General features: G+C 72.1%; 18 protein-coding genes and 1 pseudogene. 7 read left to right on the forward strand and 12 right to left on the reverse strand.

Features of this window, described 5'->3' with window-relative positions; genetic code table 11:
• Positions 1 to 563: 563 nt before the first annotated feature.
• Entirely contained in the window at positions 564 to 3,005 is a 2,442-nt protein-coding gene (locus tag ACFVU7_RS38770; RefSeq protein ID WP_388050638.1) for a Helicase associated domain protein, read from the forward strand.
• A gap of 144 nt (positions 3,006 to 3,149) precedes the next feature.
• Here ACFVU7_RS38770 and ACFVU7_RS38775 read toward each other — a convergent pair whose 3' ends face one another.
• Genes ACFVU7_RS38775 through ACFVU7_RS38785 form a run of 3 tightly spaced genes read right to left on the reverse strand, consistent with a single transcriptional unit; the run spans position 3,150 to position 6,744 of the window.
• Positions 3,150 to 4,280, reverse strand: coding sequence for a hypothetical protein (locus ACFVU7_RS38775; RefSeq protein WP_388050641.1), 1,131 nt, complete (start codon positions 4,278 to 4,280; stop codon positions 3,150 to 3,152).
• Between the two features lie 2 nt (positions 4,281 to 4,282).
• A complete protein-coding gene (locus ACFVU7_RS38780; protein WP_388050644.1) occupies positions 4,283 to 5,065 on the reverse strand; it encodes an AAA family ATPase in 783 nt (260 codons plus the stop codon).
• Positions 5,066 to 5,097: 32 nt separating this feature from the next.
• Positions 5,098 to 6,744, reverse strand: a complete 1,647-nt coding sequence (locus ACFVU7_RS38785) for a Mu transposase C-terminal domain-containing protein (RefSeq protein ID WP_388050647.1) — start codon at positions 6,742 to 6,744, stop codon at positions 5,098 to 5,100.
• Positions 6,745 to 7,124: 380 nt separating this feature from the next.
• On the opposite strand from ACFVU7_RS38785, the gene ACFVU7_RS38790 reads away from it, so the two are divergent.
• A complete protein-coding gene (locus ACFVU7_RS38790; RefSeq protein WP_388050650.1) occupies positions 7,125 to 7,901 on the forward strand; it encodes a helicase associated domain-containing protein in 777 nt (258 codons plus the stop codon).
• Positions 7,902 to 8,595: 694 nt separating this feature from the next.
• Here ACFVU7_RS38790 and ACFVU7_RS38795 read toward each other — a convergent pair.
• Together ACFVU7_RS38795 and ACFVU7_RS38800 are read right to left on the reverse strand one after the other, a co-directional pair.
• On the reverse strand, positions 8,596 to 9,162 hold the full coding sequence (locus tag ACFVU7_RS38795; protein ID WP_388050653.1) for a hypothetical protein: 567 nt from the start codon (positions 9,160 to 9,162) through the stop codon (positions 8,596 to 8,598).
• Positions 9,163 to 10,241: 1,079 nt separating this feature from the next.
• Complete coding sequence (locus ACFVU7_RS38800; protein WP_388050656.1) at positions 10,242 to 10,373, reverse strand: hypothetical protein; 132 nt, start codon at positions 10,371 to 10,373, stop codon at positions 10,242 to 10,244.
• Positions 10,374 to 11,818: 1,445 nt separating this feature from the next.
• Here ACFVU7_RS38800 and ACFVU7_RS38805 point away from each other — a divergent pair.
• Both ACFVU7_RS38805 and ACFVU7_RS38810 read left to right on the forward strand, forming a co-directional pair.
• Positions 11,819 to 12,130, forward strand: a complete 312-nt coding sequence (locus tag ACFVU7_RS38805) for a hypothetical protein (RefSeq protein WP_380662434.1) — start codon at positions 11,819 to 11,821, stop codon at positions 12,128 to 12,130.
• Positions 12,131 to 12,205: 75 nt separating this feature from the next.
• Positions 12,206 to 12,400, forward strand: coding sequence for a hypothetical protein (locus tag ACFVU7_RS38810; RefSeq protein WP_388050659.1), 195 nt, complete (start codon positions 12,206 to 12,208; stop codon positions 12,398 to 12,400).
• Here the strand turns inward: ACFVU7_RS38810 and ACFVU7_RS38815 are convergent.
• From ACFVU7_RS38815 to ACFVU7_RS38840, 6 genes and pseudogenes are all read right to left on the reverse strand, one after another.
• Complete coding sequence (locus ACFVU7_RS38815) at positions 12,397 to 12,684, reverse strand: hypothetical protein (RefSeq protein WP_388050662.1); 288 nt, start codon at positions 12,682 to 12,684, stop codon at positions 12,397 to 12,399. The genes ACFVU7_RS38810 and ACFVU7_RS38815 overlap by 4 nt on opposite strands.
• A gap of 41 nt (positions 12,685 to 12,725) precedes the next feature.
• Positions 12,726 to 13,049 carry a hypothetical protein gene (locus tag ACFVU7_RS38820; protein WP_388050665.1) on the reverse strand — a complete coding sequence of 108 codons (324 nt, stop codon included), beginning with the start codon at positions 13,047 to 13,049 and terminating at the stop codon, positions 12,726 to 12,728.
• A gap of 329 nt (positions 13,050 to 13,378) precedes the next feature.
• Positions 13,379 to 13,791 (reverse strand): annotated as a pseudogene (locus tag ACFVU7_RS38825) (transposase); the annotation flags it as partial.
• A gap of 556 nt (positions 13,792 to 14,347) precedes the next feature.
• Positions 14,348 to 15,661, reverse strand: coding sequence for a UDP-glucose dehydrogenase family protein (locus ACFVU7_RS38830; RefSeq protein WP_388050668.1), 1,314 nt, complete (start codon positions 15,659 to 15,661; stop codon positions 14,348 to 14,350).
• 72 nt (positions 15,662 to 15,733) lie between these two features.
• Entirely contained in the window at positions 15,734 to 16,171 is a 438-nt protein-coding gene (locus ACFVU7_RS38835; protein WP_388050670.1) for an NUDIX domain-containing protein, read from the reverse strand.
• A gap of 28 nt (positions 16,172 to 16,199) precedes the next feature.
• Positions 16,200 to 17,966, reverse strand: coding sequence for an asparagine synthetase B family protein (locus ACFVU7_RS38840; protein WP_388050673.1), 1,767 nt, complete (start codon positions 17,964 to 17,966; stop codon positions 16,200 to 16,202).
• A gap of 267 nt (positions 17,967 to 18,233) precedes the next feature.
• On the opposite strand from ACFVU7_RS38840, the gene ACFVU7_RS38845 reads away from it, so the two are divergent.
• The gene (locus ACFVU7_RS38845) at positions 18,234 to 19,625 is read left to right on the forward strand and encodes a sporulation protein (protein ID WP_388050676.1); all 1,392 of its coding nucleotides are present in this window, start codon (positions 18,234 to 18,236) and stop codon (positions 19,623 to 19,625) included.
• On the opposite strand, the gene ACFVU7_RS38850 is transcribed toward ACFVU7_RS38845, so the two are convergent.
• Positions 19,626 to 20,423: a hypothetical protein gene (locus ACFVU7_RS38850; RefSeq protein ID WP_388050678.1), complete on the reverse strand. Its 798-nt coding sequence runs from the start codon at positions 20,421 to 20,423 to the stop codon at positions 19,626 to 19,628.
• Here ACFVU7_RS38850 and ACFVU7_RS38855 point away from each other — a divergent pair.
• On the forward strand, positions 20,422 to 21,015 hold the full coding sequence (locus tag ACFVU7_RS38855) for a hypothetical protein (protein WP_388050681.1): 594 nt from the start codon (positions 20,422 to 20,424) through the stop codon (positions 21,013 to 21,015). The genes ACFVU7_RS38850 and ACFVU7_RS38855 overlap by 2 nt on opposite strands.
• Positions 21,016 to 21,724: 709 nt before the next feature.
• On the forward strand, positions 21,725 to 22,699 hold the full coding sequence (locus ACFVU7_RS38860) for an endonuclease/exonuclease/phosphatase family protein (protein WP_388050684.1): 975 nt from the start codon (positions 21,725 to 21,727) through the stop codon (positions 22,697 to 22,699).
• Positions 22,700 to 22,798: the final 99 nt, after the last annotated feature.

A 22,798-nucleotide genomic window follows, 5' to 3' on the forward strand; every position in this document is an offset into this window, starting at 1 on the left:
GAGCGGGTACCCCGGCGGCAAGCCGCCGGGCAGGGAACGCCTTCGCTTCGCTTCGGCGGGATTCCGGCGTAAACGCCGGAATTGAATTCCGCAGGCGGAATTCGGATCAATTCGCGCAGGCGCTCATTGATCTGATTCCCACTCCGCTTCGCTTCGGGGAATCCGGCTGACTGGAGGGGCGGGGGTGCATCATGCGCGGCACTGTGTAGGCTCAGGGGTTCCTTTCTACCCCTGCCCTGTGGCTCTCCGTGACCTCATGGCCGGTCACGGCTGGCATCCCTGTCGAGCCCGGTGGACTCCGCTTCGCTCCATCCACCCTGAACGCCTTTCGCCACCTGCCTCCAAGGGGTCTTGTCTGCGGGCGAGTGTGCCACTCGAAGCCTGGCTTCATTCCCGGAGACCGCCTGCATCACCTTGAGGCCTGATCTTCCGGCAAGCCTGATGCGTCATAGTGATGCACTGTGTAGAGTCAGGATTGCTGGCGCACCCCCGGTGTTCGACTCTCTTGCGGGTGTTGTGCGATCAAGGGAGTCCCCTCCAGCATTCCACGAAGGGACGGGGCGATGCCCATCGAGTTGCGTGACCACCAGGTCGAGGCGGTCGACGCGATCATTCGCGCGCTGGACATCCCGCCGGGCGGGTCGATTCCTTGGAACGGGCTGCGGGCTCAGATCCACGCGGCCTGCGGGACCGGGAAGACGTTCATCTGCGCGGCGGCCGCGCGGCGGATGGTGCCGCGCGGCCGGGTGCTCGTGCTGGTGCCGACGCTGGCCCTGCTGGGGCAGACGGTCAAGGCGTGGCGGGAGGTCGGGCACACGGGGCCGGCGGTGGCGGTGTGCTCGATGGAGGACGACGTCGAGCTGTGGTCGATGGACGTGCGGTGCACGACGAACCCGGTCCGGCTCGCGATGTGGCACGGCTCCGGTCCGGTCACCATGTTCGCCACCTACAGCTCGCTGGGCGTGCTGGCGGAGGCCTTCGAGGGCGCCTACGGCAAGCGCCTGGACCCGCTGGACCTGGCCGTGGTCGACGAGGCGCACCGCACGTCGGGGAGCCTGGGGAAGGCGTGGGCGGACATCCACCACCAGGAGGTCATCCCGGCGGCCCGGCGGCTGTACGCGACGGCGACGCCGCGGATCTGGCAGGAGCGGCCGGCGCCGGCTTGGGAGCTGCGGGAGGGCGAGCGGTACGACCCGTTGCCGCAGGAGATGGCCGCGTCCATGGACGACGAGGCGATCTTCGGCCCGGTCGCGTGGAAGCTCCCGCTGTCCGAGGCGGTGAAGCGGGGACTGCTCGCCCGCTACCAGATCATCGTCGTCGAGCTGACCGACCCGGTGGTCACCCCGGAGCGCCTGATGAGCCCTGAGCGGCGCCAGGAGGAGATCCGCGGGCAACGGCTCGGCGCCCTCCAGGCCGCCATGCTCCGCACCATGGCGCAGCACCGGTTGCGGTCGATGATCACGTTCCATCACCGGACGGTGGAGGCGAACGCGTTCGCGGAGGGGTTGCCGGCGATGGCGCGGCGGCTGCATGCGGCGGATCCGGAGGTGTACCCGGAGCGGATCTGGGCGGGCTGGCTGAAGGGCGAGCACGACGGTGAGCGGCGCGGGCGGGTGATCGGGGAGTTCGGGCGCAGCGTGTTGTGGTCGGTGTTGTGCAACTGTCGGGTGTTGGGTGAGGGGGTGGATATCCGGGCGGTGGACTCGGTGGCGCTGTTGGATCCGAAGGGGGCGCCGCACGACATCGTGCAGGCGATCGGGCGGGCGTTGCGGCAGCAGCCGGGTGAGGGGAAGCTCGCCAGTCTGGTCGTGCCGGTCTTTTTGAAGGAGGGTGAGGCGCCTCAGGACATGTTCACGTCCGGTTCGTATCGGCCTTTGGTGAATGTGTTGCAGGCTTTGCGGGCTCATGATGAGGAGGCCGTGGAATTGCTGGCGATTCCTCAGGTCGAGCAGAAGGACGTGGTGGATCCGTCGCTTGATATCGGTCCGGAGCCTCAGGATGGTGAGAAGGAGAGCCGGATGCTGCTGCGTTTTTCGGCCCCCAGGGACCCGGTGATGGTCGCTCAGTGGGTGTCGTTCAATGTGATCGACACGGAGCGTCAGGACTGGGCGCGGGGGTGGTCGGCGGCGGAGAAGTACTTCAAGCGGGAGGGGCATCTGCGGGTGCCGTTCGATCACCGCGAGGCGACGAGGGCCGGGCTGGAGGCGCACCAGATGTACCCGTTGGGGCACTGGGTGAGCGAGCAGCGCAAGGCCTACGCGGCCGGCCTCATGGAGGGCCGGCGGGCCTGGCGGCTGGAGTCGTTGGGGATGGTGTGGGATCCGTTGGACGCGGCGTGGGAGGAGAACCTCGCCGCCGCCCGGGAGTACTACAAGGACCACGGCACCCTCGCGGCGCCGCGTACTGCGACGGCGTTGGACAAGCCGGTCGGGCAGTGGCTGTCCAACCAGCGCCGTCCCGGTGTCCTGGACGGCCGGCCGGACCGGATCGAGGCCCTGGAGGAGATCGACCCGGACTGGAACCCGGCATGGCCGCTGGACTGGCAGCGCCACTGGGCCGCCGTCGCCGACTGCCTCCAGGGCGGGGCGCAGCCGGCGGACCTGCTGCCCGGGGTGACGCTCCACGGCCTCGACGTCGGGCGGTGGCTGGAACGCCAGCGCCGGCACGTCGTCTGGCAGTGCCTGAGCGAGGCGCAGCAGGGCCGACTGACCGCGTTCGGTGTCGAGCCGGAGGCCGCCCCGGCCGCCACCGCGAAGGGCGCGGTGGAGAAGGCCGGTGGGAAGCCGAGCGCGTTCGACCGGGGTCTGGCCGCGCTCGCCCAGTACCGGGGGCGGACCGAGTCGGTGACCGTGCCCCGGGCCCACGTCGAGGAGCTGACCGACGGCGACGGCGACACCGTCGAGGTGAAGCTCGGGGTGTGGATCTCCAACACCAAGACCCGCCGCGCCAAGCTGACCGAAGCGCAGCTGGAGCAACTCGCCGAGCTCGGCCTCGACTGGCGCTGACCGCTGGCGGGCCGGGCTCGTCGGTGGGCGGCTCGACAGGATCGCCGCCTCGGTGGAGCCCCTTGTGAACCTCTCGGAGTCGGGGCCTGTCGGTGGGCGGGGATGCCTGAGGGACGCGGCGGCGCCGGGAGCGGGTTCGGGTGGCTATCGGTGTCGGGCGGGCGGTGCCGGGCAGCCGCGCATGTCCTCCATGACGGCCCAGGGGAAGCGGTAGTGGGCGTTGCTGAGCGGCCAGATGGTCTCCTGGGGTGGCTTGTCGGAGGCGGGGCGGTGTGAGCGCGGGCGCTTTCTGGGTGGCTGGGGCGGGCGTAGTTTGCAGGCTTCGGCGAGGGCGGTCGGGTCGGGCAGGCCGGTGTGGGGGAAGGGCGCGGTGAACAGGGGGGTGTCGCCGCCCGCGGCGATCCTGTGCTGGTAGGAGGCGGCGAGGAGGAAGGGGCGTGCCCAGGGCGGTACGGGGTGGGTGGTGCAGCCGTGGCGCAGGCCGTCGGGGTCGTGCAGGGTGATGGTGGCCGCGTGCGGGGCGAGGTCGGTGGCGTGGGCGGTGGCCAGTTGGGTGTCGGAGGCGGCGGTGAAGACGGCGGTGGCCAGGGCCGCCGCGAGGTGGGGGTGGGCGGTGGCGGTGTGCAGGCGGCGGGCGACCTCGGCGGTGGTGGCCGGAGGCATCTGCGGTGGTTGGAAGCCGCGGGTGTGGGCGAGGGGCGGGGTGCAGCGGCAGTAGCGCTGGGGGCTGTCGAGGGAGCAGAAGGTGGTCAGGGCTGGCAGGTTGAGCCAGCGGTCCTGCAGCGGTCGGCGCGGGCGGGGCGGGTTCGTGGCGTTGTCGCCGGGAAGGTGGGCGGCGGCCTCGGCGATGCGGTGGTCGATGGCCCGTAGCGCGTGTTCCAGGGTGGGGGTGGGGCGGGGGCGGTGGCAGACCAGGGCCAGGTGCACGCCGGTGCGTTCCCGCAGTGTGAGCAGGTCTGTGAGGCGGCGGCGGGTGAGGAGGTGGGTGCGCAGCACGGTGAGGTGGGTGATGGGGGTGGCGAGGATCCAGGCGGCGGTCATGGCCCAGGGCGGGGTGGGGTCGAGGCGGGGGTAGCCGGTGACGGGGACGGGTTTGCCGAGGGCGGCGAGGATGTCGTAGGCGAGGCAGATGGTGGAGTCGGTGCCGATGGTGGGGTGGATGGTGGCGCGGCCGGTGGCGGGGTCGTGGGCGGCTTGGGCGGTGCGGGTGTGGGGCAGGGCGTCACGGGGGTCCAGGACGATGGTGACCGGTGGTGGGTGGGGGCAGGTGAGCATGGTCAGGCGGCCCGGCGGTGTCGGAGTTTGCTGTAGGCCCAGCGCAGGAGGTCTTCGTCGACGGTGGTGCGGCGGGTTTCCTTCATGCCGGCGGTGAGGTGGTGGGTGATCTTCGCCCAGGCGCGGAAGTTGCCGTGGGCGGCTTCGCGGTCGCACAGGGCGATCAGTTCTTTGTCGGCGTCGGCCCAGATGGGGTGGAAGGCGGGGATGACGGTGAGGACCTCGTCCAGCGGCATGGGGTCGATCTCCTGCCAGGCGTAGACGCGGGATTCGAGCATCGGCTCGCTCTGCAGCATTTCGAAGCAGCCGTTGCCGCCGGTGAAGATGATCGTCAGGTCGGTGCCGGCGTCGTCCCACAGGTAGCGCAGGTACTCGAAACAGAGCTTGGAGAGCCACTGGGCCTCGTCGCAGACCAGGACCCGGCGTTCTTCGAGGGCGCCGCGCAGGGTGCGGTCGAACTCGATGGCGTGGGAGGGCGGGCGGCCGTGCAGGCCCAGGGCGTGGAACAGTTCGTGGCGCAGGTCGCGGGTGGAGGGGCGGGCGCGGAACTGGATGCGGTGGGTCAGGGTGGGGGCGAGTTCGCGCAGGGAGGCGTTGACCGCGAACGACTTGCCGTGACCGGTGGGTCCGTAGATGCAGATCATCGCTTTCGCGTCGATCGCGGCGCGGATGTTCTCGCGTGCGGCGAGCAGCGCTCGGGTGCCGACGATCTGCGCGCCGGCCAGGCGCATGTAGTGGTCCTCGCGTTCGGCCGGCAGGCGGCCCAGACGGCCGGTGGTGGTCATCGCGTCGGTCCTTGTCTGTGGGGTGGTCGGGTTCAGGGGCACGGTGGTGCGGGGTCCCGGCTGCCGTCTTCGGGGTCCTGGGCGGTGTCGGTGGCTGGTGGGGTGGTCGGCTGGAGCGGGATCGGGCGGGCCCAGGAGGCCGGGGGTTGCCTGGGCGGGATCAGGTCCGGCAGTGCCCGCTTCGCCAAAGAGCCCCCGGCCCCGGCGGCCGAGGCGAGTTGCTCCTCGGCCTCGGCTGCGGTCAGCGCCGCCAGCGGCTCGGGCTGGCCCGGCCCGGTGACCGCGCCGTAGCGGCCCAGCCGGCGGCGCTGGCGGTCCGCGGAGGCCAGCGCCCGCACCATCGTCCGCCGCTGGGCGTCTTTCGCCCGGCGCAGCGCGGCCCGCTGGGCCGCGGTGGCGGCGTCCGCGAGGTGCGCTGGCCCGAGGTGGGCGCCGGTGGCGGCGTCGAACACCTCGATCTCGTGGTCGTGGTGGGGGACGAACCGCACCCGTACCCGGGTGCCGTCCATGCCGTGCATCCACGGGCCGACGTAGTAACGGCCCCGCCAGTAGACGCCTTTCGTGGACAGGACCTTGTCGCCTCCCGCGTCCTCGAGGGTGAAGGAGCGCAGCAGGGCGGGCGGGACGTCCTCGATCGGGGTGGGGTCGTTCTGCCACGCCTGGAGCGGTGTGCGGCCGCCGAGCGGCTGCGGGCGGTGCTCGGTGTTCCACCACCGCGCCCAGTCCAGGAGCCGCGCGGTGAACTCGGTGAACGGCAGCAGGCCGTCCAGGTCGCCGCGCCGGCCCCGCGGCCCGGTCGTGGCGGCGGGGGCGTGGAGGTATCCGGGCTGCGCGACCAGGAACATGTCGACGACGCAGTGGTTGAGGTTCTCCACCGTGCCCTTCAACTCCGGCCTGCGGGCGGGGAGGTCCTGCACCGGGACCGCGAGAGCGCCCAGCGCCCTGGTCACCGTGGCGCACAGGAACTCCTTGCCGCGGTCGACCCGCACCAGCTCCGGCAGCCCTCCGATCGGCCCGTACGGGCCGCCCGGCTCGTCCCTCGACAAGGCGATCCGCAACGCCGCCAGCACCGCGTCCCTGGACGGCTGGTGCGGGGTGACGGCCGCACCCGTGATCGCGTTGCGGGCGCAGTCGATGAACCATGTCACCCACGGGCGCACCGCACGCCCGTCCAGCTCGACCTCGACGGGCAGGTGCTTGTGGTCGCCCTCCCAGCAGGCGTTGCGCCACTTCACCGGACGGGCCAGATGCACATCGTGCGCCCGCCTGGCTCTCTCCCCGCCCTTGAGCGCGGCACGCTGACCTGGGTTCAGGTCACGGCGCACCGCCCGCTGGAGCGTCGCCAACGACGGCACACCCACTCCCCCGCCGCTCCCGGCACCCGAAGCCGGCTCCCCACTGGCACTCCCGTCCACAGAGTCGTCCACCGGCACACGGGCCTGCGCGAGAAGCTCCCGGTGGACCGCCGCCGCGTTCCCGCACCACAATGCCAACCGCGCGTGGACCTCGTCCGTGACCGTGAACCGCAGCCGGGGCTTGCGCGCCGTCCGGCCCTCCTCCCGGGCTTCCTGCAGCCACCGCTGCACCGTCCGCACCGACCGGCCCGCCGCGAAAGCCGCACGGCGTACATGATCGGGAGTCAGGACACCACGCTCCTGAAGGGCCAGGAGCCGGAACACCACCTGCTCCCGAACCGCGGCCGCCGAACCCCCGGACGATGCCGTTCCCGAACCACCGCCGCCGTCCGCCATCCATGCCCTCCCGACCTGTTCGACAGCCCCTGCAACGGCCGGGCTTGTCCCCTGCCCGTTCATGAAGACAGCGGCCGCACCACGATGACGCCCGAAACCGCATTCCGGTGACACCCGGCGGGACTATCTGGTACAAGCCGGACACCCTGTCAGCGCTTAGGAAACCGCACGAACGCGACCAGGAGGAACGTCACCCCGATGACGCCGAAAACCGCACCAACCTGACGCGCCATCAGCCAGCACTACCACTGACCAGCAAAAACACCCCCACACTCAACGACAGAAAACCACCGCATCCGACGACAAATATGTGCAACTTCACACTCATGGAGGGCCGGCGGGCCTGGCGGCTGGAGTCGTTGGGGATGGTGTGGGATCCGCTGGACGCCGGGTGGGAGGAGAACCTCGCCGCCGCCCGCGAGTACTACGCCCACCACGGCACGTTGGCGGCGCCGCGCACCGCGACGGCGTTGGGCAAGCCGGTCGGGCAGTGGCTGTCCAACCAGCGCCGCCCCGGTGTCCTGGACGGCCGGCCGGACCGGATCGAGGCCCTGGCCGGGATCGACCCGGACTGGAACCCGGTATGGCCGCTGGACTGGCAGCGCCACTGGGCCGCCGTCGCCGAGTGCCTCCAGGGCGGGGCGCAGCTCGGTGATCTGCTGCCGGGGGTGACGCTCCACGGGCTCGACGTCGGGAGGTGGCTGGAGCGGCAGCGCCGGCACATCGTGTGGCAGGGCCTGAGCGAGGCGCAGCAGGGCCGGCTGGCCGCGCTCGGTGTCGGGCCGGAGTCCGTCCCGGCCGCCGCCGCGAAGGGCGTGGTGGAGAAGGCCGGCGGGAAGCCGGGCGCGTTCGACCGGGGTCTGGCCGCGCTCGCCCGGTACCGGGAGCGGACCGGGACGGTGACCGTGCCCCGGGGCCATGTCGAAGAGATTCCCGTGCACGACGGCGGCGGCCGGGCTGGCGGTGGAGGGGCGGTGGTGCCCGTACGGCTTGGGGTCTTCCTGTCGAACACCAGGAGCCGCCGGGTCAAGCTGACCAGCGAGCAGCTGGAGCGACTCGCCGCGCTCGGCCTCGACTGGCGTTGACCCCCGCCCGGGTGCCTGGTGCCCGCTGGAGGCTCTCCAGGCCGTCCCTGCCCGTGGCCGCCGTGTCCGGGGAACGCGGCGGGCAGGGCCGTCCGCGCCTCGCGCCGCCCCACCACGCGCGGCCGGCACCAGCCGGGCATCGAAGAAGGAAGGGCCCGCCGCAGGCGCCGATCCCGACCGGCAACGACAACTGCCAACTACCAAGACCAAAGAAGGAGAAGGGTTGTCGGGGTGGTGAGTTTCACCTTGACGCCCACTCACTATCCCATCTGACCTGTGGCTTCTACCGAATTCGGGGCGCAGCGGGCGGGTGTGAGGTACGGGTGGGAGGGCGCCGGTCGTTGCGGCCACGCGTCAGCGGATGTACGGGACGGTGTCATCGCTCCGCCCCGGGCGACGCCCTGCTCGTCCACGGCCTGTGCCCTCACCGTCACTGGCGCATGGCCGTATCCGTCGCTGGCACCGGATCCGGAGGTCACGGCCGCTGGAACCGCGAAGCGCCCTACCGGGTTCGTCACGTGACGAACCTGCCGCGCCACGACGCCGGGGAGGAGGCTCCGGGGGGCCGTGAGGGTGTGTCGGTCCGGCCCGGGTGCAGGGGGCCGTAGGGCTGGCCGCGGGCCGCCGCAGTGTGCCTAGGGGCTCTTGCGGCCCGCCCGGACCGGCATCGCCCGGACGACGATCGGCCGGGTACTCATCGGGGCCGGACCGGATCGTCACGTGACGGACCTGGGCGGGCCCCGCCTGTCGCTCCACGGGCGGGCCGGTGGGCTACCGAACCGTACTCAGAGTCCCATGTGCCACCGGCGGGAACGGCATCCGGGATGGTCCGGGTGTACGGATATGCCGCCTGCTCGCCCCCGGCTGCCCACGCCACCGCGCCCAGCACGATGGTCCGGTTGATCTCTTCCAGCCGTGACAGGTCGGTGGCCCAGTCGCCGCCGCGCCCGGTCGTCAGCGCCAGGGCGACGCGCAGTACCGCCCACTGTGCGGGGCTGCCGTGCAGCGGGCCGTCGGCGATCTGGCGGGTCAGGGTGCGGGCAAGCGCCGGCCAGCGCACGAACGCCTGGGCGTGGGGGGCGCCGCCCAGGCGGGCGTGGTGCCACGCCAGCAGCCCGGCCCGGTCGAGCTGTCCCGGCCAGTAGCTCTCGCCGATCCCGTGCTCGGCCAGCAGCCAGCACGCGCCCTGCTCGGGCCAGTTTCGGGCGTGGCGGGCACTCGCCAGCAACACCGCTCCGACCGGGGACCAGGTGTCCGTCACTGCCCCGTCCTCCTGCCTCTCGCTGTACACGGGCAGTATCGACCGCTCGCGCCCCGGGTTGTGCCGGCGGGCGGCAGCACCACCCGAACGAGCGTTTCGCGGTGCCGGGGCCGACGTCGTGTGTCCCGCCCCGTCCGCGTCTCTGCGGCCGGGGCGGCCGGGGGTCGCTCGGCTTGTCCCGTGACAAGGCGATCCGTAGCGCGGCCACTACCGTGTCCCTGGAGGAGGGTTGGTGTGGGGTGACGGCCGCGCCGGTGATGGCGTTGCGGGCGCAGTCGATGAACCAGGTCACCCACGGCCGTAGCGGTTCCCCGTCCGGTTCGATGTCGACGGGCGGGTGCTTGTGGTCGCCCTCGCGGCAGGCGTTGCGCCGCTTCGCCGGGCGTGCCAGATGCACGTCGTGTGTCCGGCGGGAGAGTTCGCCGCCTTTGAGCGCGGCCCGCTGGCCGACGTTCGGGTCCGGGCGCACCGCCCGCTGCGACGTCGGTGGCGACGGCACGCTCGCTCCCCCGCTGCTCTCGGGATCTGTCGACGACTGCGTGTCCGTTCCCGGGCCGCCGGAGTCGTCCTGCGACACGCGGCCCCGCGCGGCCAGTCCCCGGACCGAACCGTCACGTAACGAACCGAGGCAGGACCCGGGCGGCGGCACACGGCGAGGCCCCGCGGGGGCCGAGGCGCGGCGGCCGCATGCGGCCCGGGGCCCGAGCGGAGCGCTCCGGGGGCTTGAGGGCCCGTCACCGCCCGATCCGGGGCCTGCGGGGTCCGGTGGAACGGCGACAGCCCGCCAGAGGGGCGGCGGGACGGCTTCCCGACCGGGGTCGGGATAGCGGTGTCCCCGCACCCCGGTGGGTGGGGCGGGCCGGGACCGGACCCGCTGCTCAGGAGTCGATGGCGAGCCGGATCGGAACGGTGAGGAGGAAGAGCCGGCCGGTCGCGGCGACGTGCCGGAAGTCGAAGACGCTGGTGAACGGCCCGGTGATCAGTAGCAGGGCGCCTTGGGCGCGGGCCGCTCCCCACCATTCGCGGGTGGCGGTGATACCCCGTATCCGGGCCGCCCGCTCGGTGTCTGTAGGCCGTGATCACCACCGCCGGCGCCTGATCGGGGTGTCCTGCTCGGCCCGGGCGACGTCCTCCACCCAGTGGGTCTTGCTGGCCGCGCTCCTCGCACCGGTGCTCATCATCGCCTCGCTCGCCGCCGTCCAGGCGGTCATGGTCTTGCCGTTCCTGCCCGACGGGACGCCGCGCGCCGACAGCTCCTCACCACACACGCCGCGACCGCCCGCACGCTCCTGGCCTGGAGCCGACACGACGGACCCCGATGGCCCCAGCCCCGGCCGGGGCGGCCGGCACCGCCGAACAACTCCACCAGCCGCACGGCGCCGACATGGAGGCGACCGATTGAAGGCCTCGTCGTCGGCCCGGACATCGCCGTGGGAATCAAGGTGAGCACGGGGGTGAGCTTGTGAGTACAGTTTGAGAATTTGTGAAACAGCAGGCCACACCGCGTGAGGAGCTGTCAGCGTCGCTGGTACGAGGCCGAGGCCGCCTGGACCGCCGACCCGAGCGAGGCAAGCCGGCCCAGGCTCCGCGCAGGATCCGGCGGCCGGCTTCCGGCGCCCGCCCCGGCGGCCCGACGGCTGACCGGGGAGCTGCGCACCGCGATCGAGGAGGTCCGCCGCGCTGCGGGCGGCCGAACGCGCGACCGCGGGGGCCGCCAAGTTGCCGGTGCCGTCCGACACGATCGCGGCATGCGGACCAAAACGGCAGGCACCGGCCAAGGGCGGAACTTCCATGCGCTGGCCGAGGCGGCCGGCGCCATGCTCTACATCGCGGAGTGCGGCGAGCTGACTGAGGATCCAGCAGCTCGCCCCTGACGCCGCCGCCGACGACCTCGGCGACATCGTCTCCGTCATCCAGGACCGACAGGACGACCTCGACAGCTACGCCGAGGGCCGTGCCGACCTCGACCAGGACCAGGCGGCCCTGGACGAGTACGCCGCGGTCCTGCTCCTGGCGCTGCCCGTCGAGCCGGACCTGGCCGCCGCCCAGATCAAGCGCCAGCGCCGCTCGCTCGCGCGCCAGGACGCGCTGCAGCAGCGCGCCTACGCGCGCCTGGTCACCGAACTCGCGGGCCCCGAGTGAGGCGGCAAGACGCGCGCCGGCAAGGCCCTGGGTGTCACCGATGTCCAGATCGGCCGGATCATCCCCGAGGACCAGGAGCGCCGCGCCCTGCTGGCCAGCAAGGTCAGCAACGCGCGCGACGACTACGACCTCTGAACAACAGGGCGGCCCACGGAAAGGCCATAGCCCTGAAGGGCTTGGGGCGGACGGGCTTCTGGCCTGTCCGCCCCGCCAACGTCCCGCCGCCGTCGCTACGGGACCACGAGGCTGAACCGTGCGCGCCGGGGTGAACAGGTGGGTGCCCAGGTCCTCCAGGAGCTCGCGCACCGTCCGTGCCCGGGTCACCGGCCACCGTACGGCGCAGCACCAGCAGGACGTCCCAGAGGGCTTCCTGAGTACCCGGGAGGCCGGACAACAGCCAGCACCCGCGCTTGAGTTCGCCGCTGGAGGCTGCGGCGAAACAGTGATTTCACACCCGCGTCGCCGCCCGGTGCGGCACGCTGGGGTGCGACGACCTTGAGTGAGGGGAAACAGGGTGGGAACGTACGATCCGACGTACCAGGTCCAGGACGCCGCCAAGTCCGTGCGCACGGTGGCCCAAGACCTCGCCGATGGCAAGGCGGAGTGGGACCGGCCGCGGGATCTGGCGAAGACGCTCGAATGGATCCAGGCCCTGACGGACGACGTGTCACGGATCCTCCTCCAGCAGGCCGGAGCTCTGCCCCGGATGACCACCGACTCCGATGCGCCCGAGGCCGGCCAGCGTATTGCCGAGGCCGCGGCCACCGCAGCCCAGTTGGGCAACCAGATCCGTCGGGCACACCAGGTCGCGGAGACCGTCCGCTGAGACGACCCGCGGTGCCGCGCCGCCCAGCCCGTACGCTGCGCGGCGCGGGGGCGGGCGCGGGACCGCGGGCCGTCTTTGGCCGCGGACCACGCCCTGCGGCGCCTGGTGACCGCCGTCGACCGCAGCGACGCCATCGTCCTCCCCCACACCCGCCGCGACAGCGCCCGCCTCGCCCGCTGCCGCATCCGCCTGCTCACACGCCCGACGGCCGCCATCAACGCGCAGCCCTGGCCGCCTACACCGCCGCCGGGAGGAGCGCCCCGGACCTAAGCGGACGACGCCGCGGACGGAACCGGCAGCGGCCCGGCAAGCTCGATGGCCGGTGGAAGGGCGCCGCGGTCCCCATGAATCGTCCCCTGGGCCGAGGCCGCGAGCGCTGGCTCCGGCACGGCCGCAGCCTCGGGGCCGAGCTGGCCGAGGAGGTCGAGCAGCGCGTCGACGCCGTCGAGGGTGTCGGTGGCCGCCGACGGCGACCAGCCGTGCGCCGCCACCCGCTCGGCCAGCCCGCACACGACGTCGGTCAGCGCGTCGGTCCGGTCGTTCAAGGCACCCATGCCCAGGTCAACGATCCGGTCGCGGGTCGGGTAGCAGGACGTCAGCGGTGCGGGCCGATCAGCAGCACGGTGAGCACCGCGTCACCCTGGCCCTCGTCCTCGGGGCGAGCGGTCGCGTCCGGGCCCCAGGCCCAGTAGATCCGCCAGGCTCCGGCGCCGTTCTCCACGTAGGAGTCGAAGACGCGGCGGCCGATGTGGCCGGGCAGGGCGTGGTAGCGGTGGGTGCGCAGGCCGGGGTGGCGGGGGTCGGCGGCGAGCTGATCGAGAGCGCGGCGCACCCGGCGCAGCTTCGCCGCGTCCGTGCGGTGGCGTTCCATGCAGCGTAGGACGCGGGCGGCGGCGGGGGCATAGTGCAGCGTCGGCAAGGGGTCTCCTTCATCGGGGCATGGCGGAAGGGCCCGCCTCTCCGGAGGCGGGCCCTTGGTGCGGTTGAGTGGGCGGACGCGCTGTTCGTCGGGCAGGGTGCCGACCGTCAACCACCGGGTTCAGCTCGGTTACTGGGCGGCCGGGCGGTTCTGTTTGCCCTGGACGCCTCGGCGCGTTCGTTCCTTGGGCATGCAAAAGGGCCCGCCTTCCCGGTGGGAAGGCAGGCCCTGGTGGGTCGGGTCGGTCAGCCAGTGGGGGCGGCGGTTGGGCGGTGGACTTGCGGGCGGTGTGGGCCCGGCCGGCCGCGGTGAGCAGCGAGGCGAAGTTGCGGGTCTCGGCGCGCTGCCAGTGCTCGTCGTCGCTGGACGCCCTCCTCGCGGGGCAGGCCCCGCAGGCCCTCGTGGCTGATGTGGTCGACCACCCCCTCGGCGGCCAGGAAGTCGGCCAGCTTGGCCGGGCTCCAGGTCGAGAACGGCAGGCCGTGCTCGGCCGTCCGCCCCGGTACTTCGGGTAGAGCGAGTCGAAGCCGTCGGCGTTGACGTTGTGGATCACGTCCCGGACCCGGTCCGGACTGGTGAACGTCACCTCGGCGACCTTCGCCACGGGCATGCGCTGGGCGGACAGCAGCACCATCTGGGCCCGGCGCCAGGTCACCACCGACCCGGTGCCCCGGCGGACGATCCGCAGCAACCGTCTACCCTCGTCGTCATCGATCTCACGGACCTGCATGCGTTCAGCCACGTGATCATTCTGACTGTCCTTCCCGGACTACGGATGTCAGCCGGTTGAGGCAGGATCCCGGCATGCTGGTGATGAAGAATCGGGCGGGCTTGCTGGCCAAGCGACCGTCGAAGCCGACCGTGAGCGCGGCAGTAGCCAATCTGCAGCGCGGCGGCGCTCTGATCCTCGAACGCGTGGATGAGGAGTCGGGAGACTGGTATGTCCAGGTCCGGATGCGTGAGGACAACACGTTCCAGCTGGAGTACCGGGAAGGCGTCCCTGCCGAGCACTACCAGACCCGGACGGTCTCACGTGACAAGGTCATCGCGGCGATGCTCGGCTGGATGAAGGGAGAGCCCGAGTGGAAGGCCCCCTTCATATGGAACAACATCGGGTCCTGGTTCGAGGCTGAGCCGTCCGATGCAACCGAAGCGGAGTGTCCACGGAGGAAACCCTCGGCCCGGATCAAGCCGAGTGACACCACCCGGGCGCTCTGGCCAGCCAGGTCACCAGTAGGGGTGGAACCCGGGGTGCCCCTGAGCCGTCAGGACGGCTCAGGGGCACCCCGCGTTGGTGGTCAGGGGCGGCCGAGGGCTCGGAAGGTCCAGCCGGCCGCGCGCCAGCGGTTCGCGTGGAGGCTGCCGCGGGCGTCGATGACCTTGGGGACGGCGATGTGCCGGACCAGCTCGGCGGGGTCGGTGTCGGAGTACTGGGGCCAGTCGGTCAGGTGCAGCAGCAGCCCGGCGCCCGTGACGGCCGCGGCGGGGTCGTCGGCGTAGTCGAGGTGGGGGTAGGCCCGGCGGGCGTTCTCCATCGCGGCGGGGTCGTGGACGGTGACCTCGGCGCCGGCTCGCTGGAGGGCGTCGGCGACGTCGAGGGCCGGGGAGTCGCGGATGTCGTCGGTGTTGGGCTTGAATGCGGCGCCCCAGACTGCGATCCGCTTGCCGGCCAGGGTGCCGCCGAGCGTTTCGCGGGCGAGGTCGGCGGTGTGCTCGCGGCGGCGCCGGTTGATCGCCGCGACCTGGCGGAGCAGGCCGGTGTCGGCACCCAACTCTTCGGCGCGGTGGGTGAACCCGGCCAGGTCCTTGGGCAGGCAGCCGCCGCCGAACCCGAGGCCGGGCCGCATGCCCTTCGCGCCGATCCGGTGGTCGTAGCCCAGGGCGAGGGCGACCTGCTGGACGTCGGCTCCGGCCAGTTCGCAGAGCTCGGCCATGGCGTTGATGAAGGAGATCTTGGTGGCGAGGAAGGCGTTCGCGGCGCCCTTGATCAGCTCGGACGTCGCGATGTCGGTGACGATGAGCGGGGAGCCGGCGGCCAGGATTCCGGCGTAGACGTTCCGGAAGACGGCCTCGCTGCCGGTGTCGCCGTCCTCGACGCCGAGGACGATCCGGTCTGGCTCCAGGGTGTCCAGGACGGCGAAGGACTCGCGCAGGAACTCCGGCGACCAGGCCAGGCGGACGCTCGCCCCGTCGCGGACGTGTTCGTTCAGGGTCTGCCGCAGCTGGGCGGCGGTGCCGACCGGGACGGTCGACTTGCCGACGATCAGCGCGCCGTCGCCGAGCCTGGGGGCCAGGCGGCGAACGGCGGTGTGCAGGTGGGTGAGGTCGTAGGCGCCGCTGCCGTGCTGCTGTGGGGTGCCGACGCCCAGGAAGTGGACGTCGGCGAAGGCGGCGGCTTCCGCGTAGGAGGCGGTGAAACTGAGCTGGCCGGTGGTGGTGTGCTTGGCCAGCAGGTCGTCCAGGCCACGTTCGACGAACGGGGCCTGGCCCTTGTTCAGGGCGTCGACCTTGTCGGTGTCAGTGTCCATGCCGAGGACCTGGTGGCCGAGTTCGGCCATCGCGGCGGCGTGGGTCGCGCCGAGGTAGCCGCAGCCGATCACGGTGAGCTTCACGAACGTGTCCTTCCAGAGGGGGCGGGGTGCCGCCCGAGCCCGGCGCCCCGGTTCCCCTCAAGGACGGGGGCGTCAGACGCCGGGCTGGGCGGCGAGGAAACGGTGGATGCCGTCGCGGATGAACGGCGGGACGGTCAGGATGGGCAGGTGCTCGGGGGCGAAGAACTGGAGCTTGACGCCCTCGGCCAGCGGCAGCGCGGTCTCGTCGCCGTCCCAGTGGGCGGCGAAGAAGGTGATGAGCTGTCCGGAGCCGTGCAGGTCGTGGGTCTCGAACAGCGGGCGTAGGCTCCCGGCGTCGAGTCCGGCTTCCTCGTCGAGCTCGCGGACGATTGCCTCGGCCGGGCTCTCGCCGGGGTCGCAGCCGCCTCCCAGCAGACTCCAGTGGCCGGGCCAGGCCACGTGTTCGAGGTCGTCGCGCAGGTGCAGGAGGAGTTCGCCGCGGTGGTTGGTGATGATCGCGACCGCTCCGCGCGGCTCGGCGGCGGCCGGGTTCTCGGGAAAGGTATCCATGTGCTCACCGTAGTGAGCTGACGACATGTCATACTGCCGCTGCCAGGGTGTGGTCGGCGAACCAGGCAGCGGCCATCAGCGCCTGCATGCGGGTGCGGTCGAACCGGCCGCCGGGCCTGAGTCCGCCTGCCAACAGCGGGTGCAGACCGCTCGGGGCCTGGTCGAGCGCCGAACTGATCTGGGCGGTGGCCCAGCCCTCCAGCGGGCCGGACAGCCAGCTGGGGACCGGGGAGGCGAAGCCGAGCTTGTCCCGGCTGCCCCAGACCTCCCTCGGCAGGCCGAGGGCCTTCGCGGCGTCCCTCAGGATGCGCTTGCCGGCCGCCGGGTCGGCGATCTTGTGTTCAACGGGCAGCCGGTAGGAGAACTCGACCAGGTCCCGCGCCAGGAACGGCGAGCGCCGCTCCAGCGCGAACGCGGAGGCCAGCTTGTCCGAGGTCATCACCAGCGGGCGCCAGGCCGTGGCCAGGTCCGCCAGCGTCAGGCCCCGTGCCAGGTCCCCGCCGGCCCGGGCCAGGGCGTCGGCGACCAGCTCGCGCAGCCGCCCGTCCGGGTCCTGCCCTCGCAGGACCAGGCGGACGATCGCCTCGGCCGGCCCGGGCGGCTCGCCGGTGGAGCCGGTGAGCTTGGAGGCGAGTGGCCGGTAGGCGTCCAGCCCGGCGCCCAGCACGGCCTCCGGGCCGAAGAGGACGAGCGCGTGGCGGACGTAGCCCATAAGGAACTCGTCCGGCCCCAGCCCGCCGACAACGACGCGGATGCCGCGCTCGGCGACCGCCCGGTAGGCCATGTGCTCGGAGAACGTGGACGCGTTGCCCATCGGGTAGTCCAGCGCGTGCATGATCTCAGGCAGCGAGCGGGTGAAGTCCTGGACGGTCGGCTCGATGACGACCAGCTCGGCGCCGATGTCCCGGGCGACGACGGCCGCTGTCGCGGACTCGTCCAGGCGGTCCTGGCCGGGGTAGCGGACCGTGACGCAGAGCTGCGGGCGCATCAGGTAGGCCAGCACCGAGGAGTCCAGCCCGCCCGACAGCAGCAGCGCGAAGTCCCCGGCCGGTGCCCGCATCGGGACGCGGTCGGCCAGCAGGGTGGAGAACCGGGCCAGTGCGGTCCTGTAGTCGCCCTGCCAGGGCTCCAGGCCCTCCAGGGACCACCAGGTCCGCTGGACCAGCGAACCGGTGGCGACGTCGAAGGCCAGGAGACCTGCGGGCGGGAGGAGCTGGATGCCCTGGAACGGGGTGTCGGCGCCGGTCGGCGTCTCGATGCTCAGCATCTCGGGGCGGACGACCAGCGGGGCGGTGCCGTAGCCGGTCAGGGTGGTGACCTCGGACGCGAACGCGAGCCGGCCGCCGTCCAGACGCCAGTAGAGCGGCTTCTCGCCGAGCCGGTCCCGCGCGAGGAACAGCCGGCCCTCACGGGGGTCGTAGGCGGCGAGCGCGAACATGCCGTCCAGGCCGGCCATGCAGCCAGGGCCGAGCTTGGCCCAGGCCCGCAGCACCAGGTGGGCGTCCGTCTCGCCGGGCTCCAGCGGGATGCCCCAGGCGGCGGCGGCCTGCCGGTAGTTGTAGATCTCGCCGTTGAAGGTGAGGACGATGCCGCTGGCCGGGTCCAGGTAGGGGCCGGGGTCGGCGGCGGTGTCGACGATCAGCAGGGTGTTCATGGACAGCACCGCCCGGCCGTCGGCCGAGATCAGGTGCCGGGTGCCGTCCGGGCCGCGGTGGTGCTGAGCGAGCCCCATCGCGGCGACGGTCGTCTGGTGGCGGACGGCGTCGGCGCCGGCCAGTCCTGCGATTCCGCACATCTGGTTGTCACCCCCGAGCGTGAATCGGTGGTGGCCCCCGCCGGAAGGTGGTCCGTCCCGGCGGAGGCCCGGAGCACCAGGCAACCGCCTGGCGACCGGTGCGGGCAGGGCTCGCAAGGGGGCTCACAACTCGCGAAAGCGGTTCACCGCGAGCGGCGGAGGCAATACCCTCGGTGACCCGGCCTCAGCTGCCGGATGTACGACTTCTCCTGCACCAGTCGCGTACGACTCCCCGTGCCCAGCCGGGGACCGATTGAGGGGGACGCTGTGGCGTCGACCACCCGCCGGGCCAAGCCGCCGAACGACGCGCTGGCCCGGATGATCGACCAGTGCGAGGGTGCCAGCCACAAATCGCTGGCCCACCGCGTAAACCAACTCGCCACCGAGGCCGGGCTGACCACCACGTATACGCATACCTCGGTCGCGAACTGGTGCCGCCGGGGCATGGTCCCCGACTGGCCGGTGCCCAAACTGCTGGCCCAGGCGATCGGCGAACGCCTCGGCCGGCCCGTGCAGTTGGCGGAGATCGGCATGGCGGATGCCGAGACGCCGGACGCCGCGGTGGGGTTGGATTTCCCGCGAGACCCCACCGACGCCGTCCGCGTCGCCACTTCGTTCTGGAGCACTGTGAACCGCCGCGACTTCCTCACCGGAACGGGCTTCGCCGTCTCCGCGTTCACCACCCCGGTCACCCGCTGGCTGGTCACCCCCGCCGACGACGACGCCGCCCACCGGGGCCGCGGCCGGGTCGGAGCCGCCGACCTCACCGAACTGCGGGACGCTGCAGACGACGCCCGACGCTGGGACTCGAAATACGGCGGCGGGAACTGGAAAGCCAACTCCGTCACCGCCTGCCTCCAGGAACGCGCGGTACCGCTCCTGAACGGATCGTTCAGCGACGACGTGGGCCGCCAGCTGTTCTCGGTGACCGCCGAGCTGTCCCGCCTTGCCGGCTGGACCGCCTTCGACGTCGGCCAGCACGACGCCGCCCAGCGGCACTTCATCCAGGCACTCCGCCTCGCGCGGGCAGGCCGCGACGTCGAGCTCGGCTGCTATGTGCTGACCACGATGGCGATGCAGACCCTGCTGCGGGGCTTCGCCTCGGAAGCCATCGACATGACCCAGGGCGCCTTCCAGCGGGCCAAGGGCCATGCCGCCCCCCGGGTGCTGGCCTTCACCAAGCTCATCGAGGCCAGGGCCCACGCCCGCGACAACAACGCCAAGGCCGCCTCCGCCGCGCTCGCCTCCTCCGAGAGCCTGCTCGACCAGGCCCGCGACGGCGCCGGTGAACCCGCCTGGATCGACTTCTATCACCACGCCCGGCTCTCCGCCGACGCCGCCGAGGTCTTCCGCGACCTCAAGAACCCCAAGGCCGCCCTGGCCTGGAACGCGCAGGCCGCCGCCATGCCGACCGGCGTGTTCACCCGCTCCGTCGGCATGCGCCTGGCCATCGTGGGGACCGCCCACCTCCAGGCGAAAGACCTCGACCAGGGCCTGGAGCTCGGCAACCAGGCCGTCGACATCCTCGCCCGCGTCCAGTCCAGCCGGGCCAAGGACTACGTCCGCGAGTTCAACGCCGCACTCACCCCCTGGCGGCGCGAGAGTACCGTCCGCGACTTCCTGCACCGGACCCACAGCGAACTCGGCGTCGCCGCCTGATCATTGAGCACGTTCGCGTGTACTCAACCGAGCTTGATCACGGTCCGCTGTTGTCGCCCCGGTCCCGTCGCCCGCGGGCTGCTGGCCCGCGGGGTCGGACGGCGTGGCCGTGCCTGCCGAGTCGACGCCCGTCACGGCCGGCACCGCGCTCGCCGCGGCGGCCGTCCCGGCGAGCACCACCAGGCGCGACGCCAGGGAGGAGACGACCGCCTCGGCCTCCGCGACGGCCGCGGCCGCGTCCGAGGCCCCGAACGTGAAGAGCGTCAGGACCACTCCGGCCGTGGTGACGACCCCGGCGGCGACCCCGAGCCCGATCAGCGTGTCCTGGCACGACTCGATCGCCTGCGCGTACTGCTCGCAGATCGCCTGCAGCTCCCGGCGGGCCGCCGAGATGTTCACCATCAACGGCTGCGACGCCGCCACCGCGGTGCCGCCCGGCGGGCACGGGTCGAACACCGTCGCCGCGTACGACGCGAAACCTTCGAACGCGGCACCGGTGCACCTCTCCATCACCCCGGCGGCGTGCCGGCCCGCGTTGCGCTGCGCCGTGTCGACGACCGAGGCGCACTGCGCCCACACCTGGGCCGCGCCGCGCAGGCGCTTCGGGTCGCCCTGGGGCCAGAACTTGCCGATCACCGGGATCTCGTGGACCTCCTTCGAGCCGGTGACCATCGGCAGGCTGTTGTGCGCTTGGCTCTCCTCGCACTGCTGGGCGCCCTTGGCCAGCACGGTGGTCGTCGCCGTGCGCGGGGTGCCGGGTGCGTGACCTTCGGTCCGCCCGTGGTGTTCACCCGGCATGAGCAACGACATCACCACTGACACGGCCGCTGACGCCTGGAAGGGCGTCTACAGGCTCCCGATGGGCGCGTTCAGCGCCTCCGACCGGGCACGGCTGCAGCTCGCCTCCCAAGCCCAGGCGGTAGCGGAGCAGGCGGCGCAGCTGGCTCTGCTCCTCGCCCACGATCCCGCCGAGGCCGGGGACTATGTGTCCGCGGTGCGCCGGGTCAGGTACCGCACCGATCTGCTCGTCGCCTGGGCGTTCACCGCCGAGGTGGTCAGGGGAACGCCGTGGGAGTGGATCACCGAGAAGTACGGCTACGCCCCGGTCGGCGAGCTGGAGGAGCGGCGCGGCGAGGTCGCCACCAATGTGGAGTCCATGAACAGCAGGATCAGTCCGACGGACTACGGAACCAAGTGCTTGTCGGTCGACCGCTGGATCGCCGGCCTCCGGGAGGACTACCGAAGCTTCAAGGCCAAGCCGATCGGCCCGGTCCTGGACGCGAGCGCGCCGTGGACCGGTCGGGACGCGGACCAGGCGAACCGCGCCTTCACCGCCGGCCTTCCCGCCCCTCGTGAAGCCGTTGCCGTGCCCGCCGACGCCGCCGGGTGAGCGCACGCGGACGGTGTGGAAGAGCGGGACAACGTGCCGCGTTCCGGGGACAGCCCGGTCGGGTTGTCCCGCCTAGAGCAGGGACAACCCGGCTGTCGGCGGGTGCGGCTTCGGATCGCGGAGCGGGTGCGGGCGGCCGGGCTCACCACCTACGACCCGCGGGCCGACCCGGACGCCGTGGAGCACCCGCCGTTGGTCCGGTTCCGGGAGCCCTCGTCCTTTGACAGGCGATCTTGACCGGTCGGCCCAACGCGTCAGTGCGGTCCGGGTCGGGCTCGGCCCCGACGACCCGGGCGGCACCCTCTCACACTGGTTGTGCGGTGGAGCGCAGGAGCAGCAGAAGCTCCGGTGGCTGCCCGGCGGTGTGCTGAAGCTGATAGGAGGCGAGGTAGTCGGCGATGTCAGGGCCGTCGACCTCAAGGCGGGCGGTCTGCCCGGCCGCGTGGATGCGGACATGCCGTAGCTCGGAAGGGGCGAGGGGGTCATGTCCCGAGCCCAGGAGCCACGGCGGACACCCCCCCCCCGCTGCATGCGGCCCAGCACCTTGGGGTTCTGGAAGGGCCAGACATCGCTCACTCCAACTTTGCCCCCATGCGTCCCGTCTGGCGCCCGCGCACCCACCTCACGTAAAGGATTGTGACGGAGGCGTCCTCATCCGTCATGATCTCCGGCGACCACCATTGATCGTTTACCGATGGAGAGAAGTTCTGTGCGTTCGGCCCCGAAGTTCCTGACGGCACTGCTGTCAGCCCTCTGTCTGCTCTTCATAGCCGCCCCCGCGAAGGCGGACACCCCGGACGCTGTGAACTGGCCCAAGCCGCGGTTCCTGTCGTACAACGTCTGCGGCGGGAAGTGCGGCATCTACCAGCAGAACCCGAGCGCCTGGCGCGACAAGACCATCGCCGCCATGGACGGCTGGGACGACGACGTGATCATGTTCCAGGAGATGTGCTACGCCCAGTGGCAGCTCCTGCGCGACTCGCTGGCCACCCGGGCTTCGCAGCCGTACGACACGGTCTGGGGCGCGGCACTTCCCTCCGCGGACGGCTGCAGGAAGTGGATCGCCGACCCCTTGGAGAGGGTCAAGCCCGACACCACCCTCGCCCGCTTCGGCCTCGCGATCTTCGTCAAGGGCGGCACCGGCACGATCGACCTCAGTACCCGCAGCGTCACCATGCTGCCGAACCCGATGAACGCGGAGCAGCGCATCCTGCTGTGCGCCCGTGCGAACGTCAAGGCTCACAACGTCCGCGTCTGCGACACCCACATCGACTTCACCCCGGGGAACCAGGGCCCCCAGGTAGCCCAGGTCGCGAGTGTGACCAAAAGCTACTCGAACCAGGGCGACCCGGTGGCACTCGGCGGCGACTTCAACATGCCCCCGGGCGACGCGAACCTCAACCCGCTCTACGACAACCACGGCGGCACCGGCATCTTCGGCGAGGCCGACGAGAACGACACCAGCTACTACGCCGCGGCCGGCTGCTCCACGAGCGAGTCGGCCTGCCGCAGCGGCGAGCCGACCGAGGACTCCACCTGTTCCTCGCCGACGACCCTGTCCCTGAAGATCGACTACATCTTCCTGGACCGCCGCTCGTTCAACACCCTGCGTGGTGACGCCGCTGCCTGCACCGCCGGCATGTCCGACCACCACCTGCTGCGCGGTGCCGCCGCCTTCAGCTGACCCGCACCAAGCCCGCGGCGAGAGGCACGGCCCCGAGACGGCCCGGCAGCGCCCGGCCCTCTTGCCTGTTGGTGGCGCTCCAGGGTGCCCGTGCCCGCG

Source organism: Kitasatospora sp. NPDC058046 (assembly GCF_042885595.1).
Lineage (GTDB): Bacteria > Actinomycetota > Actinomycetes > Streptomycetales > Streptomycetaceae > Kitasatospora.

Bases quoted from the DNA above. Each gene is read 5' to 3' on its own strand.
- ACFVU7_RS38855 (WP_388050681.1), top strand. From the start codon at position 20,422: ATGAGCAACGACATCACCACTGACACGGCCGCTGACGCCTGGAAGGGC.
- ACFVU7_RS38850 (WP_388050678.1), bottom strand. From the start codon at position 20,423: ATGCCGGGTGAACACCACGGGCGGACCGAAGGTCACGCACCCGGCACC.
- ACFVU7_RS38840 (WP_388050673.1), bottom strand. From the start codon at position 17,966: ATGTGCGGAATCGCAGGACTGGCCGGCGCCGACGCCGTCCGCCACCAG.
- ACFVU7_RS38800 (WP_388050656.1), bottom strand. From the start codon at position 10,373: ATGACCGCCTGGACGGCGGCGAGCGAGGCGATGATGAGCACCGGTGCG.
- ACFVU7_RS38780 (WP_388050644.1), bottom strand. From the start codon at position 5,065: ATGACCACCACCGGCCGTCTGGGCCGCCTGCCGGCCGAACGCGAGGAC.
- ACFVU7_RS38815 (WP_388050662.1), bottom strand. From the start codon at position 12,684: ATGGGTGCCTTGAACGACCGGACCGACGCGCTGACCGACGTCGTGTGC.
- ACFVU7_RS38790 (WP_388050650.1), top strand. From the start codon at position 7,125: ATGTGCAACTTCACACTCATGGAGGGCCGGCGGGCCTGGCGGCTGGAG.
- ACFVU7_RS38835 (WP_388050670.1), bottom strand. From the start codon at position 16,171: ATGGATACCTTTCCCGAGAACCCGGCCGCCGCCGAGCCGCGCGGAGCG.
- ACFVU7_RS38775 (WP_388050641.1), bottom strand. From the start codon at position 4,280: ATGCTCACCTGCCCCCACCCACCACCGGTCACCATCGTCCTGGACCCC.
- ACFVU7_RS38770 (WP_388050638.1), top strand. From the start codon at position 564: ATGCCCATCGAGTTGCGTGACCACCAGGTCGAGGCGGTCGACGCGATC.